Source organism: Methylopila capsulata (assembly GCF_016907975.1).
Taxonomy (GTDB): domain Bacteria; phylum Pseudomonadota; class Alphaproteobacteria; order Rhizobiales; family Methylopilaceae; genus Methylopila; species Methylopila capsulata.
Genome location: NZ_JAFBCY010000003.1, coordinates 556,741 through 570,720, shown reverse-complemented (window position 1 = coordinate 570,720; position 13,980 = coordinate 556,741). Strand labels below are relative to the sequence as shown.

The following is a 13,980-nucleotide window of genomic DNA, read 5'->3' as shown; positions in this document are numbered from 1 at the left end:
GTAGCAGGGTCGGGCTTGCTGACAAGTGAAGGGTGGGCGGAAGGCGCTCGTTCTTGTCTCGGCCTCCGAGCCGGGACCAATAGCCGCCGACGGAGCAAGCATAGGCTGGTCGGGACGGACGCCCGGCATTCCGCTCCAGGCGCATCTCGGCCCCGGCTCGGAGGCCGGGGCGCCGCAGCGCTCGACGTCAGACCAGCGCGCTCGGCGCGAGCGGGTCTTCCGGTTGCGTCAGCAGACGGCGGGCCTCGGCCTTGTCGCGCTCCATCTGGGCGATCAGGGCCTCCACGCTTTCGAATTTCGCCTCGGCGCGCTGCCAGGCGACGAGCTCGACGCGCAGGCGCTTGCCGTAGAGATCGCCGGAGAAGTCGAGCAGGAACACCTCCAGCCGCGGCGCGCCGTCGTCGAACTGGGGGCGGCTGCCGAAGCTCGCGACGCCGTTGACGATCGCGCCGTCGACCAGCGCGCGCACGGCGTAGATGCCGTAGGCCAGCCGGGTCTCCGGCGGCAGCACGAGGTTGGCGGTCGGGAAGCCCAGCTCGCGGCCGCGCTTGTCGCCGTGAACGACCTCGGTCTCGACCGTCCAGCGGCGCCCGAGCAGGCGGTTCGCGGCGGCGAGGTCGCCGGCCGCCAGCAGGTCGCGGATCGCGCTGGAGGAGACCGGCGTCGCGCCGCCGTGGGGCGGGACCACCTCCACGAACATGCCGTGCCGGGGACCCGCTTCCGCGAGAAAGGCGGGCGAGCCCAGCCGGCCGCGGCCGAAATGGAAATCCCAGCCGACGACGACGGTGTGGGCGCCGAGCCGGCGCGCCAGCACCTCGGCGACGAAGTCCTCCGCCTCGATCTGCGAGAGGCGCTCGTCGAAGGTCAGCACGACGGTGGCGTCGGCGCCTGCGCGCGCCAGCAGGCGCGCCTTCTCGCGGGAGTCGGTCAGCCGGAACAGCGGGCGGTCGGGCTGGAAGAAGGTGCGCGGGTGCGGCTCGAAGGTCAGCGCCACCACGGGGCGGCCCGCGGCATGGGCGGGTTCGGCGGCCTGAGCGATCACCGCGGCGTGGCCGCGGTGGACGCCGTCGAAATTGCCGACGACGACGTGGCCGTCACGCAAAGGCTCCGGCAGCGTCGCGGGGTCGATCAGCGGCTCTGGCGTCCGACCGGTCATCGCCGCCGCGCCGCTCAGCCCTTCACGAGCTTGAGCAGCTCGGGATGTATGTGCTCGTTGCCGCAGACCACCGAGCCGTTCTTCAGCATGGCGTCGCCGCCGGTCGCGTCGGTCACGAAGCCGCCAGCCTCCTTCACGAGCAGTATGCCGGCCGCGATGTCCCAGGACTTCAGGTCGCGCTCCCAGAAGCCGTCGAGACGGCCCGCCGCCACATAGGCGAGGTCGAGCGAGGCGGCGCCGAAGCGGCGCACGCCCGAGACGCGGCCCTGCACGCGCGACAGCTCCTCGCGGAACAGGTCGTGCTTCGGCCGGCCGAGGTGCGGCACGCCGCAGCCGATCACGGCCTCGACGATGTCGCGGCGGGCGGCCACGCGCAGCCGGTGGTCGTTGAGGTAGGCGCCGCCGCCGCGCTCGGCGGTGAACAGCTCGTCGGTGATCGGGTTAAACACGACGCCTGCGACCAGCTGGCCGGCGCGCTCCAGCGCCACCGAGATCGCGAAGATCGGGATGCCGTGGAGGAAGTTGGTGGTGCCGTCGAGCGGGTCGACGATCCAGCGGTGGTCGGGGTCGGTGCCCTCGATCACGCCGCTCTCCTCCATCACCAGGCTGTAGCCCGGCCGCACGCGCTGCAGCTCGGTGCGCAGCATGTCTTCGGCCTTGCGGTCGGCGGCGGTGACGAAGTCGCCCGGGCCCTTGGCGGAGACCTGCAGCTGCTCGACCTCGCCGAAGTCGCGGCGCATGGAGCGGCCGGCCTTCATGACGGCCTGGACCATGACGTTGAGGACGGGCGAGCGGGCCATGGGGAAGTTCGCTTTCAGGTCGGCGCCGCCGGGGAGGGCGCTGGGATGGTCAGGTCAGTACGGCACGCCGCCGGCGCGCTTGGTCTTCAGCGCCTCGGCGTACCATTCGAGTTCTCGGGCGAAGCGGTCGAACCGCGTCGCGACTTTCGCGTCCGTCGGCTGGCCTGCGTCGTCGAAGGCCTGGCCGATCTTCGGCACGGCGTAGATGGAGGGGATCGACGGCATGCCGAGTTCGCCGACGATCGCCCTGAGCTGCATCGCGGCGCGGACGCCGCCGAAGCCGCCGGCCGAGTAGCTGACGATCGCCGACGGCCGCCAGAAGTACTCCTCGAGGAAGTGGTCGAGCAGGTTCTTCAGCGCCGGCGGGACGCCGTGGTTGTACTCGCCGGTGACCAGCACGAAGCCGTCGGCCTGCCCGTAGAGATCGGCGAGCTCCCGAAGCACGGGCGGCGCCTCGTCGGGCTTGTATTCCTTGTACATCCGGTCGAGCAGCGGCAGGCGCCGCTCCATCGGATCGATCAGAGGCGCGTCATGCCCGCGCGCCCGCAGCGCCTCGGCGATCCAGCGGGCGAGAACGACGCCCTGGCGTTCCGTCCGGACGGAGCCGTAGAGCACGGGAAGCGTCAGGGGCATGCTCTGGGGCTCCTTGGTCTCAAGCCGTCATCCCGGCCGCAGCGAAGCGCTGAGCCGGGATCGCGCCTCGGATGGACGATTGGGTGCGGTCCCGGATCTGCGCGCCTGGCGGCGCTTGTCCGGGACGACGCGGCCCTTGGCGCCCGTCAGTCGGCCCGGCGCAGGTAGGTCACTTCGTTGGTGTCGACCACGATGCGCTCGCCGGAGCCGATGAAGGGCGGCACCATCACGCGCAGGCCGTTCTCAAGCTTGGCCGGCTTGTAGGAGGAGGCGGCGGTCTGCCCCTTCACCACCGGATCGGCTTCGACGATCTCGAGCGTCACCTGGTCGGGCAGCTTGATGCCGATCGGGCGCTCCTCGTGCATCTCCACTGTCACCTGCATGCCGTCCTGCAGGAAGGCCGCGCGCTCGCCGACGAACTCGGTCGCGAGCGTGATCTGCTCGTAGGTGCTGGTGTCCATGAACACCAGGTCCTCGCCCTCGGCGTAGAGGAACTGGAAGTCCTTCTGCTCGAGGCGGACGCGCTCCACCGTCTCGTCGGCGCGGAAGCGCTCGTTGAGCTTGCGGCCGTCGATCAGGTTCTTCATCTCGACCTGGTTGAAGGCGCCGCCCTTGCCGGGCTTGACGGCGTTGGTCTTCACCGCGGCCCAGAGGCCGCCCTGGTGCTCGAGCACCATGCCGGGGGTGATCTGGTTGCCGTTGATCTTCATGGAGCTGTCTTCCGGACGAGCGCCGCGGCGCGTGGGACGCGGCGTTTAAAAAAGGTTGCGCTCGTTTGCCCCCGCGGACGCCCGCCGTCAAGGTTTGGGGGCGGGGGACCCGGAGCCCACAACCGCCGCCTCCGCCGCCGGCAGGGGGCCGAGCCTCGCCTCCCAGCGCTTCGACAACTCGTCGGCCTTGGCCTGGTCGGCCTCCGACAGCGTCTGGACGAAGCCTTCCAGCCAGGCGTCGCTCAGGCCCTGGGCGCGGGCCATCCGATGCCACGCCGCGGCGCGGGCGGGGTCGCGGCCGACGCCCCGGCCGTAGGCGTAGAGCCGGGCGAGACGGTTCTGGGCGATGGCGTTGCCGCGCTCGGCCGCCCGCTCGAACAGCCGGGCGGCGTCGGCCTCGTCCTTCTCCACGCCCGAGCCGTTGAAGCGCGCGATGCCGTACTCGACCAGCGCGGCGATCTGGTCCTGCGCCGCAGCGCGGGCGAGCCAGCGCACGGACTCCTCGACGTTCTTGTCGACGCCGCGGCCTTCCTTCAGGAGCGCGGCGTAGGCGTACTGGGCGTCGGCCTGGCCGGCGTCGCCCGCCGCCTTGAACGCCTCGGCGGCGCCCTTGAAGTCGGGACGTCCGTTCTCGCCCTGCAGGCGCATCACGCCGAGATTGTAGAGCGCCTCGGACTGCCCGATCTCGCCCGCCTTTTCGAACCAGTCGGCGGCCTCCTTGGGGTCTTTCTCGCCGCCGACGCCCTGGAGCCGCGCGAGACCGAGCGCGAACATCGCCTCGCGGTCGCCGAGCGACGCGGCGCGCTCGAACCAGCGCGCGGCCTCGGCTTCGTTGCGGCCGACGCCGAGGCCGTCGGCGTAGAGCTTCCCGATCAGCGTCATCGCGGCGGGGTCGAGGCGGCGCCCCTCGACGCGTTTGCGCGCCTCCGCCATGGCGGCGATGTAATGCCCGCGCTGGAACGCGCCGTAGGCGAGATCGGCGTTCGGGTCGACCGGCGGCTCCGGCGCCTTCTTCGCCTCGGGCGCGTTCGGCACGCCCGAGGGGGTCGGCGTCGTGATCATCATGTCGCGCAGGCTGGGCACCGGAAGCTCGGCCGGCGCGGGGACCTCGCCCTGCCGCGGCTTTTGCTGCGCGATCGCGGGCCCGACGGCCCCGAGACAAGCCGTCAGCAGCGCCGCGAGACCTGCGGCGCGCGGGCTCACGGCGTCGGGGCCCGGCCGAGCGTGATCTGCGCGCCGGCCGCGGCGACGCCGGCCGCCGGGCCGTCCACGTGGCGCCACACCGCGTCGCCCAGCGCGACGAACTCGGCGCCCGCGGCGGCGATCGCCGCGACGTCATCGATCGTGGCGGCGAACCCGGCGCAGGGCACCTCGAAGATCTCGGCCCACCATTCGGTGCGGTCGCGGGTGGTCTCGGCGTCCCACGGCTCAGCGCCGTCGAGGCCGATCAGCAGGTAGTCCACTCCGGCCTCGCCCGCCTCCATTGCGGCGTCGCGGGAGCGCGGGGCGGCGAAGCCGACGATCTTCTCCGGGCTGAAGCGCTCGACCATGTCGGGCAGCAGCGCCGAGGAGACGAGATGAACGCCGTCCGCGCCGGCCTTGCCGATGATGTCCTCGACGCCGTCGCCGGCGAGCAGCACCGCGGCCCCGGCCTCCTGGGCCGTCGCGATCAGGGGCTTCGCGCGCGCGATCCGGGTGCGGTCGTCGGCGGCCGCGAGCCGGACCACGACGGCGGCGACGTCGCCGGCCGCCAGCGCCGCGGCGAAGACGGGCGCGAAGGCCTCGGTCTCGGCGAGCTCCGGGGTCACGAGCATCAGGCGGGTGCGATGGGGAAGGGTCATGGGGCTCGGACGGGCGGGGAATGGCGTGGACGCTGTCTCACGCCCGAGCGTGGCGAAAGCGGGGCGGGGCGTCGTCATCCCGGACCGCGCGTCGTCGGCGCGGAGCCGGGATCGTCGGACGGACGAACGCCATCCCGAAAAGACGATCCCGGATCGCCGCGGCTCGCGCCGCGACGTCCGGGATGAGGTCAGACGTCGATCACGCCTTGGCGTAGATGTCGATGATCTTGCCGAGCAGCTCGATCGCCTCGTCGCGCGGGCGCTGGAAGGCGTTGCGGCCCATGATCGAGCCGAAGGCGCCGCCGGCCGCGATCTGGCTGATCTCGGAGAGCAGCGCGTTGGTGTCGTTCTTGGTCTCGCCGCCCGAGAAGATGACGATGCGGCGGCCGCCGAAGCAGCTCTTGACCACGTCCTGGATGCGCTCGGACAGCGTCGAGACCGGGATCTTGGCCTTCTCGTAGGCCTTCTTCGCGGCGTCGAGCTCGAGGTGGTCCGTTGGCGGCTTGACCTTGATGATGTGGGCGCCGAGCAGCGCCGCCATGTGGGCGGCGTAGGCGATGACGTCGGCGGCGGTCTCGCCCTTCTTCGTCAGCGTGCCGCCGCGGGCGTAGGACCACACCACGACCGCGAGGCCGACCGACTTGGCCTCGGCCGACAGCTCGCGGATCTCCTCGAACTGGTCGTAGGCCGCGTCGGAGCCGGGATAGATCGTGAAGCCGATCGCCGAGCAGCCGAGGCGCACAGCGTCCGCGACCGACGCGGTCACCGCCTGGTCGGCGTCTTCGTTGAGGCGCGACAGCGAGTTCGCGCTGTTCATCTTGAGGATGGTCGGGATCTGGCCGGCGAAGGTGGAGGCGCCCGCCTCCAGCATGCCGAGCGGCGCAGCGTAGGCGTTGAGGCCGGCGTCGATCGCGAGCTGGTAGTGGTAGTGCGGGTCATAGCCCGCCGGGTTCGGCGCGAAGGACCGCGCCGGGCCATGCTCGAAGCCCTGGTCGACGGGCAGGATCACCAGCTTGCCGGTGCCGGCGAGGCGGCCGGTCATCAGCAGCCTGTAGAGGTTGGCCTTCGTGCCCGGGTTGTCGCTCTCGTACCAGGACAGGATTTCCTTGACCCGCGGCGTGATGAGCGAATGGGTCGCGGGGGTGATCTTGGTCTGAGCGTTCATGGGCCTCTCGAAGTTCGGTTCGCGGTTTGCGCCTGATATAGAACAGAACGCTTATTTTGTCGCGGCGAGCGCCTTCACGCCCGGCAGATCTTTGCCCTCGAGCCATTCGAGGAAGGCGCCGCCCGCGGTCGACACGTAGGTGAAGCTTTCCGCGGCGCCCGCGTGGTTGAGGGCGGCCACAGTGTCGCCGCCGCCGGCGACGGACAGAAGACGGCCTTCGTCGGTCAGCTCCGCGGCCTTGCGGGCGACCGCGACCGTGCCTTCGTCGAACGGCGCGATCTCGAAGGCGCCGAACGGGCCGTTCCACACCAGCGTCTTGGCCGTCTCCAGCACGGCGGACACCTCCGCCACGCCGTCCGGCCCGATGTCGAGGATCATCTCGTCGGCGGCGACGTCGGTCACCGGCGCGACGCGGTTTTCGGCGTTGGCCTTGAACTCCTTCGACAGCCGCCCGTCGCTCGCCAGCACGATCCGGCAGCCCGCCGCGGCGGCCTTGGCCGTGATCTCGCGCGCGGTGTCGAGCAGGTCGCGCTCGCACAGCGACTTGCCGACGTCGACCCCGTCGGCCGCGAGGAAGGTGTTGGCCATGCCGCCGCCGATCACGAGGTAGTCGACCTTGGCGACGAGGTTGCCGAGCAGGTCGAGCTTGGTCGAGACCTTGGCGCCGCCGACGACTGCGACCACGGGGCGCTGAGGCGCGCCGAGCGCCTTGGTCAGCGCGTCGAGCTCGGCCTGCATGGAGCGGCCGGCGTAGGCCGGCAGCAGCTTCGCGAGGGCTTCGGTCGAGGCGTGCGCGCGGTGCGCGGCGGAGAAGGCGTCGTTGACGTAGATGTCGCCGAGCTTGGCGAGTTCGGCGGCGAAGGCCGGGTCGTTCTTTTCCTCGCCCGGGTGGAACCGGACGTTCTCCAGCAGCAGCACGTCGCCCGGCGTCATGCGCGCGACGGCCGCTTCCGCGGCCTCGCCCACGCAGTCGTCCACGAAGCCGACGTCCTGCATCAGCGCCGTTTCGAGCGCTGGGATCACGACCTTCAGCGACTGGCTGTCGTCGCGCTTGCCCTTCGGCCGGCCGAAGTGGGCGAGCAGGACGGTCTTGGCGCCCTTCTGGGCGAGCTCGTTCAGCGTGGGCTGGATCGCCCGCAGCCGGGTGTCGTCGGTCACCCGCGCCCCGTCCATCGGCACGTTCAGGTCGACGCGCACGAGCACGCGCTTTCCGGCGACGTCGACGTCGTCGAGGGTCTTGAAGTCGGTCATCAGGCTGTGTCCCCCAGCGCGGCCGTTCGGCCTTTATTGGTCGTCAGAGAACCCGGGCAAGTCCTCGAACGTGCGCCCCGGCCGAGGGCCGGGACGCACGGCGGCGGTTCGGCCGCGTCGGGCCTCAGAGGAACTTCGCGAGCGCGGTCGCGGTGTCCGACATGCGGGACGAGAAGCCCCACTCGTTGTCGTACCAGCTCAGCACGCGGACGAAGGTGCCTTCGAGCACCTTGGTCTGGTCGAGCGCGAAGCTCGACGAGTGCGGGTTGTGGTTGAAGTCCGACGACACCAGCGGCGCGTCGACCACGTCGAGAATGCCCTTGAGCTTGCCGGCGGCCGCCGCCTTCACGGCGTCGTTGACCTCCTGCACGCTGGTCGGACGCTTGGCCACGAACTTGAAGTCGATGACCGAGACGTTCGGGGTCGGCACGCGGATCGAGACGCCGTCGAGCTTGCCCTTGAGCTCCGGCAGCACGAGGCCGACGGCCTTCGCGGCGCCGGTCGAGGTCGGGATCATGCTGAGGGCCGCCGCGCGGGCGCGGTAGAGGTCCTTGTGCATGGTGTCGAGCGTCGGCTGGTCGCCGGTGTAGGAATGGATCGTCGTCATGAACCCGTGGTCGATGCCGATCGCGTCGTTCAGCACCTTGGCGACGGGCGCCAGGCAGTTCGTGGTGCAGGACGCGTTCGAGACGATCAGATGGTCCTTCGTCAGCTTGTCTTCGTTGACGCCGAACACGACCGTCAGGTCGACGCCGTCGCCGGGAGCCGAGACGATGACGCGCTTCGCGCCGGCCTGCAGGTGCGCTGCGGCCTTGTCCTTCGCCGTGAACAGCCCCGTGCACTCGAGCGCGATCTCGACGCCGAGCTCGGCGTGCGGCAGCTCGGCCGGGTTGCGGATCGCGGTGACCTTGATGTCGCCGTGGCCCGCGACGGTGATGACGTCGCCGTTGACGGTCACCTCGGCGGGAAAGCGGCCGTGGACCGAGTCGTAGCGCAGCAGGTGCGCGTTGGTCTCCACCGGCCCCAGGTCGTTGATCGCGACCACCTGGATGTCCTTGCGCCCGGACTCAACGATCGCCCGGAGCACCAGCCGTCCGATGCGCCCGAAGCCGTTGATCGCGACCTTCACCGCCATTGTCGTGTCTTCCCTTCCCTGTCGCGCCGCGCTTGTCCGCCCGACGCCCCGATTGTCATCCCTGTCGACGCGGGCCTGCGATCCTGAGGGATCGCGGGCCGCCGCGGGCCCCTATATGGGGCCTCGCGGGAAAAAATGCGCATGAGTTTTGGCGTAGACCGCCATTCACGCCCGTGATTATGCGGAGGTCTCGGCCATCGCGTTGGCGAGCGCCACGACGGCCTCGGTCGTGATGCCGAAGTGCGCGTAGACCTCCTTGTAGGGGCCGCTCTCGCCGAAGCTCGACATGCCGACGAAGCCGCCGTCGGAGCCGACGATCGCGTCCCAGCCCTGCCGGATGGCGGCCTCGATCGCGATCTTGACCGGCGCCGTGCCGATCACTTCGGCGCGGTAGGCGCCCGGCTGGTCGAAGAACAGCTCGAAGCAGGGGATCGACACCACGCGGGTCGGAACGCCCGCGGCGTCGAGCTTGGCCTTGGCCTCCATCGCGAGGCTGACCTCCGAGCCGGTGGCGAACAGGCTGACCTTCGCCGGGCCGTCGGCGGCGGCGAGCTCGTAGCCGCCCTTGGCGGTCAGGTTGCCCTTATCCTCGAGCCGGAGCTGCGGCAGGTTCTGGCGCGTCAACACCAGCAGGCTCGGGCGCTCCAGGCTCGAGACCGCAAGCTCCCAAGCCTCCGCCGTCTCGATCGTGTCCGCCGGGCGGAACACGTTGAGGTTCGGGATCGCGCGCAGGGAGGCGACGTGCTCCACCGGCTGATGGGTCGGGCCGTCTTCGCCGACGCCGATCGAGTCGTGGGTGAACACCTGCACCACGCGCAGCTTCATCAGCGCGGCGAGGCGCAGCGACGGGCGGCAATAGTCGGAGAACACGAGGAAGGTCGAGCCCACCGGCAGCAGGCCGCCGTGGATCGCCATGCCGTTGATGGCGCCCGCCATGCCGTGCTCGCGGATGCCCCAGTGCACGAAGGTGCCGCCGTAGGACCCGGGGGAGACCACCGTCATGTTCTTGGTGAAGGTGTTGTTCGACGGCGTAAGATCGGCCGAGCCGGAGACCAACTCCGGCAGCGCCTGCGAGACGACGGTCAGCGCGGCCTCGCCGGCCTTGCGCGTCGCCATCTCCTTGGGCTCGGCGTAGAGCTTCGCCTTGTAGTCGGCCATCGCCTTCGCAAAGCCCGCGGGAAGCTCCGCGCGCTGGCGGCGCAGGAACTCGGCCTTCTCGTCGGCGCCGAGCGCCGCGAGACGCTTTTCCCATTCGGCGCGGGCGCCGGCGCCGCGCGAGCCGGCCTTTTCCCAGGCCTGCTTCACGTCGTCCGGGATCACGAACGGGGGATACTCCCAGCCGAGCTCCTTACGGGCGGCGGCGATCTCCTCCGCGCCGAGCGGCGAGCCGTGGACCTTCTCCGTGCCGCCCTTGTTGGGCGCGCCGAAGCCGATCGTGGTCTTGCAGGCGATGAGCGTCGGCTTGTCCGACCCTTCGGTCGCCTTGATCGCAGCCTCGATCGCCTCGGCGTCGTGGCCGTCGATGCGGACGGCGTTCCAGCCGCAGGCCTGGAAGCGGGCGATCTGGTCGACCGAGTCGGACAGCGAGGTCTCGCCGTCGATCGAGATGCCGTTGTCGTCGTAAAGGAACACAAGCTTGCTCAGTTTGTAGTGCCCCGCGATCGCGATCGCCTCCTGGCTGATGCCCTCCATCAGGTCGCCGTCCGAACAGATCGCGAAGGTGCGGTGGTCGGTCAGCGTCGGGTACTGCGCGGCGAGGATGCGCTCGGCCAGCGCGAGGCCGACGGAGTTCGAGATGCCCGCGCCGAGGGGGCCCGTCGTGGTCTCGATGCCCTCGGTGTGGCCGCGCTCGGGATGGCCTGGCGTGCGCGAGCCGACCTGCCGGAAGCGCTTCAGCTCCTCGATCGTCATCTCCTTGGAGCCGGTGAGATGCAGCAGCGAATAGAGCAGCATCGAGCCGTGGCCGGCGGAGAGCACGAAACGGTCGCGGTCGAACCAGTGCGGATCGGCGGCGTCGAATTTCAGGACCTTGGTGAACAGCACGGTCGCCACGTCCGCCATGCCCATCGGCATGCCGGGATGGCCGGAGTTCGCCTTCTCGACCGCGTCCATGGAGAGGGCGCGGATGGCGTTGGCCAGCCGGCGGGTGTCGATCGCGTCGGTCATCGTGGGAGATCCGATCCTTGAGTTCTGTCTCCGCGGAGAACGTTTCGCCGGACGAAGCGATCCCTACGAAAGACGGGTCGACCGGCCGCGCGGTCGTCGGACGGACGCTCCGGGGAGACGCCGTCGCCCTCGAAACTGCGGCGGACGCCGAGGTTGCCCGGACGTTTAAAGGGGCGCCCAAACATGTCAATACGCAGCGGCCGGCGTGGTTTCCGCGAAAGCCGTGGACGCCGGGGCGCGCGCGATTGACGCAACTTCGACGCAGCTCTTAAAGTCGGGCGCGCAAGGTCTTGCCTGATCGACGCTTTCGCGTTTGGTCGCGGCCGACGCCGGGGGAGCCAAGGGGTGAGCGAGCTGGACGCCGCGCTGAAACGTCTCGACGCCGCGCTCGACGCGGCCGAGGCGGCGGTCGGCCGGGCGCTCGACGCGGCGGACGCCGCCCGCGCCCGCGAGGAGGAACTCGGCGCCTTCGCCGACGATCGCCTGCGCCTCGCGGAGCTGCTCGACCAGGCCGCCCAGCGCGCCGAGGCGGCGGGGGAAGGCGACCGCGAGCTCGCGACGCGCATCGACGCGGCGATGGAGGCGGTGCGCGCCGCGCTCGCCGAGACGGAGGGCTGATCGCGGTGGCGCAGGTCAAGGTCACGATCGGCGGACGCGACTACCGCATGGCCTGCGGGGAGGGCGAGGAGGAGCACCTTCTCGCGCTCGGCCGCGAGGTCGACGGCCGCTTCTCCAACCTGCGCGGCACGTTCGGCGAGGTCGGCGACGTCCGCCTGTCGATCATGACCGCGATCATGGTGGCGGACGAGCTGAGCGAGGCCAAGAAGCGCCACGCCGCGCTCGAAGCCGAGATCGCCGGCCTCAGGGCCGCCCACGCGGACGCCGGCGCCGCGCTCGACGGCCGCCACGCCGACGTCGCGAACGAGATCGCCGCCGCCGCCGAACGGCTGGAGCGGCTGGCGGAGGAGCTGTCGGACGGGGTGCGGCGGGAGTAGGGCGGGGCGCACGTTCGAAGGCTGTCAAGACTTGGCATTCGGTCGGCTTGGTGCCTTGCTTCGAGACGCCACTGGCGCTTCTCCCTCCGCTCGCTTACATTGGCGTTGCGGTGCTGCGGGGTGCGTCAGGAGACTTGAATCCCCGGGCCCTTACGATTCCGAACGGGAGCTGTCACTGGTCTCGACCGTGGTCTTGGTCACAACGGCGCCCACCTACTATGTAGGTGTCCCGGGATCTTACATCCAACGGCCTCTGCGGCTCCGCGCTTCTCATCTCGCATGACACGAACGATGACCACCGACCCCGCCGCCCTCAAGGCGGCGCTCCGGGCCGAGACGCTCGCGCGCCGGGCGGCGATTCCGCCCGACGAACGCGCGCGGGCGGCGGAGGCGGTCGCCGAGATCGGCGCCGAACTCGTGGGCCGACTGCGGCCCCGGCGCGTGTCCGTCTTCGTCGCGATCCGCGGCGAGATCGGGACCGCGCCGCTGATGGCGCGGCTCCACGCCATGGGCGTCCCCCTCTGCTTGCCCGTGATCGCGCGCAAGGACGCGCCGCTGGTGTTCCGCGCCTGGGCGCCGGGCGAGCCGCTCGAGACCCGCCGTTTCGGCCTTCTGGAGCCGGGCGATGCCGCCGAGGAGGTCGAGCCCGACCTGCTGTTCGCCCCGCTCGCCGCCTTCGACGCCCGCGGCTTCCGCCTGGGCTACGGCGGCGGCTTCTACGACCGCTCGCTGGAGAAGCTCAGGGCGTCGCGGCCGACCATCGCGGTCGGGCTCGCCTTCGCCGCGCAGGAGGTGGAGCGCGTGCCCACCGACGCCTACGACCAGCGTCTGGACGGTCTTTTGACCGAGCGTGGCCACACGGCGCCGATTTAGCGATCCCAAGGCGAAACCAAGGCGTGTGTTCGTGCGTTCATGACCGCCGGGCACTTTGACGCCGGCTGATCGTTTTTCGGGAGTTCGCCACATGGCGCGTCGTCTGGTCGCTTTCACTGTTCTCATCGCCTTCTCCGTTTCGATGGCCGCCTGCGCCAACACCGTGCGCGGCGCCAAGCGCGACGTCACCGCCACCGGCCAGGCGATCGCCCGCTGATTGCGGCCCGCGCCGCGCATTCCTGCGATGACGGCGCTCCAAAGCTCGGATAGTGAAGCGCGTCGGTCCTGAGGGCCGGCGCGCGTCACCGTCATCCGGGGTCCCCGCATGCGACTTCTGTTTCTGGGCGACGTGGTCGGCCGCGCCGGGCGCAACGTGGTGGCCGAGCGGCTGCCGGCTTTGCGCGAGCGCTGGGCGCTCGACGTCGTCGTGATCAACGGCGAGAACGCCGCGGGCGGCTTCGGCATCACCGAAGCGATCTACAACGACCTGCTGGACGCCGGCTGCGACGCGGTCACGCTCGGCAACCACGCTTTCGACCAGCGCGAGGCGCTGGTGTTCGCCGAGCGCGCGGACCGGCTGGTGCGGCCGGTCAATTTCCCCAAGGGCACCCCCGGCCGTGGCGCGCAGCTGATCGAGGCGCGCGACGGCGCCCGCGTGCTCGTCGTCAACGTCATGGGCAACGTCTTCATGGGAACGGCGCTCGACGATCCCTTCCGCGCGATCGACGCCGAGCTCGAGGCCTGCCCGCTGGGCGAGGCCGCGGACGCCGTGGTGGTCGATTTCCACGCCGAGGCCACCAGTGAGAAGCAGGCCTTCGGCCATTTCCTCGACGGCCGCGCCACCCTCGTCGTCGGCACCCACACCCACACGCCGACCTCGGACCACCGCATCCTTTCCGGCGGCACGGCCTACATGTCCGACGCCGGCATGTGCGGCGACTACGACAGCGTGCTCGGCATGAAGAAAGACGAGCCGATCCAGCGGTTCCTGCGCAAGCTGCCCTCCGGCCGGTTCGAGCCGGCGGAAGGCGAGGGCACGCTCTCCGGACTCGCCGTCGAGGTCGACGGGCGCGGCCTCGCCGCGCGGATCGCGCCGGTGCGGATCGGCGGGGCGCTCAGCGAGGCGCGGCCGGACTTCTGGGACTAAGCCGGACTTTCCTTCCCAAAAACGTGGTCTTATAACGCCGCGCACCTCAATCGCCGGACGTGATCCGCCGCGCGCGCCTGAAACATCGGCGACCGGACGCGTCCCCCA

General features: G+C 70.7%; 15 protein-coding genes and 1 other RNA gene. 6 read left to right on the top strand and 10 right to left on the bottom strand.

The annotated features are described in order from the left end of the window. Positions 1-187: 187 nt before the first annotated feature. The 10 genes from JOD31_RS13890 to tkt all read right to left on the bottom strand — a co-directional run bounded on the left by JOD31_RS13890 (position 188) and on the right by tkt (position 10,857). Positions 188-1,156, bottom strand: a complete 969-nt coding sequence (locus tag JOD31_RS13890) for a bifunctional riboflavin kinase/FAD synthetase (RefSeq protein WP_204950930.1) — start codon at positions 1,154-1,156, stop codon at positions 188-190. Between the two features lie 14 nt (positions 1,157-1,170). Beyond that, the gene (locus JOD31_RS13885) at positions 1,171-1,956 is read right to left on the bottom strand and encodes an inositol monophosphatase family protein (protein WP_204950929.1); all 786 of its coding nucleotides are present in this window, start codon (positions 1,954-1,956) and stop codon (positions 1,171-1,173) included. A gap of 54 nt (positions 1,957-2,010) precedes the next feature. Then, positions 2,011-2,589 carry an NADPH-dependent FMN reductase gene (locus JOD31_RS13880; protein ID WP_204950928.1) on the bottom strand — a complete coding sequence of 193 codons (579 nt, stop codon included), beginning with the start codon at positions 2,587-2,589 and terminating at the stop codon, positions 2,011-2,013. 146 nt (positions 2,590-2,735) lie between these two features. Continuing rightward, positions 2,736-3,299 (bottom strand): elongation factor P, encoded by a 564-nt coding sequence (gene efp / locus JOD31_RS13875; protein ID WP_020186408.1) that lies wholly within the window; start codon positions 3,297-3,299, stop codon positions 2,736-2,738. A gap of 87 nt (positions 3,300-3,386) precedes the next feature. Next, positions 3,387-4,502: a tetratricopeptide repeat protein gene (locus JOD31_RS13870; protein ID WP_204950927.1), complete on the bottom strand. Its 1,116-nt coding sequence runs from the start codon at positions 4,500-4,502 to the stop codon at positions 3,387-3,389. Beyond that, positions 4,499-5,140 (bottom strand): thiamine phosphate synthase, encoded by a 642-nt coding sequence (locus tag JOD31_RS13865; protein ID WP_204950926.1) that lies wholly within the window; start codon positions 5,138-5,140, stop codon positions 4,499-4,501. Before JOD31_RS13865 ends, JOD31_RS13870 begins: the two co-directional genes overlap by 4 nt. A 199-nt stretch (positions 5,141-5,339) precedes the next feature. After that, complete coding sequence (locus JOD31_RS13860; RefSeq protein ID WP_204950925.1) at positions 5,340-6,305, bottom strand: class I fructose-bisphosphate aldolase; 966 nt, start codon at positions 6,303-6,305, stop codon at positions 5,340-5,342. A 51-nt stretch (positions 6,306-6,356) separates the two neighbouring features. Beyond that, positions 6,357-7,556: a phosphoglycerate kinase gene (locus JOD31_RS13855; protein WP_204950924.1), complete on the bottom strand. Its 1,200-nt coding sequence runs from the start codon at positions 7,554-7,556 to the stop codon at positions 6,357-6,359. Positions 7,557-7,680: 124 nt separating this feature from the next. After that, positions 7,681-8,691 (bottom strand): type I glyceraldehyde-3-phosphate dehydrogenase, encoded by a 1,011-nt coding sequence (gene gap, locus JOD31_RS13850; protein WP_204950923.1) that lies wholly within the window; start codon positions 8,689-8,691, stop codon positions 7,681-7,683. 177 nt (positions 8,692-8,868) lie between these two features. After that, positions 8,869-10,857, bottom strand: coding sequence for a transketolase (tkt, locus tag JOD31_RS13845; protein ID WP_204950922.1), 1,989 nt, complete (start codon positions 10,855-10,857; stop codon positions 8,869-8,871). 345 nt (positions 10,858-11,202) lie between these two features. Between tkt and JOD31_RS13840 the strand changes: the two genes are divergently transcribed. From JOD31_RS13840 to JOD31_RS13820, 6 genes are all read left to right on the top strand, one after another. Continuing rightward, positions 11,203-11,475 (top strand): DUF4164 family protein, encoded by a 273-nt coding sequence (locus JOD31_RS13840; RefSeq protein ID WP_204950921.1) that lies wholly within the window; start codon positions 11,203-11,205, stop codon positions 11,473-11,475. 5 nt (positions 11,476-11,480) lie between these two features. After that, on the top strand, positions 11,481-11,852 hold the full coding sequence (locus tag JOD31_RS13835) for a cell division protein ZapA (RefSeq protein ID WP_204950920.1): 372 nt from the start codon (positions 11,481-11,483) through the stop codon (positions 11,850-11,852). A 107-nt stretch (positions 11,853-11,959) separates the two neighbouring features. Next, positions 11,960-12,118: non-coding RNA, 6S RNA (gene ssrS, locus JOD31_RS13830), on the top strand. 25 nt (positions 12,119-12,143) lie between these two features. Then, positions 12,144-12,725: a 5-formyltetrahydrofolate cyclo-ligase gene (locus tag JOD31_RS13825; protein WP_246482503.1), complete on the top strand. Its 582-nt coding sequence runs from the start codon at positions 12,144-12,146 to the stop codon at positions 12,723-12,725. A 91-nt stretch (positions 12,726-12,816) separates the two neighbouring features. Beyond that, on the top strand, positions 12,817-12,942 hold the full coding sequence (locus JOD31_RS19655; RefSeq protein ID WP_255400843.1) for a hypothetical protein: 126 nt from the start codon (positions 12,817-12,819) through the stop codon (positions 12,940-12,942). 108 nt (positions 12,943-13,050) lie between these two features. Continuing rightward, the gene (locus JOD31_RS13820) at positions 13,051-13,872 is read left to right on the top strand and encodes a TIGR00282 family metallophosphoesterase (protein ID WP_204950918.1); all 822 of its coding nucleotides are present in this window, start codon (positions 13,051-13,053) and stop codon (positions 13,870-13,872) included. Positions 13,873-13,980: the final 108 nt, after the last annotated feature.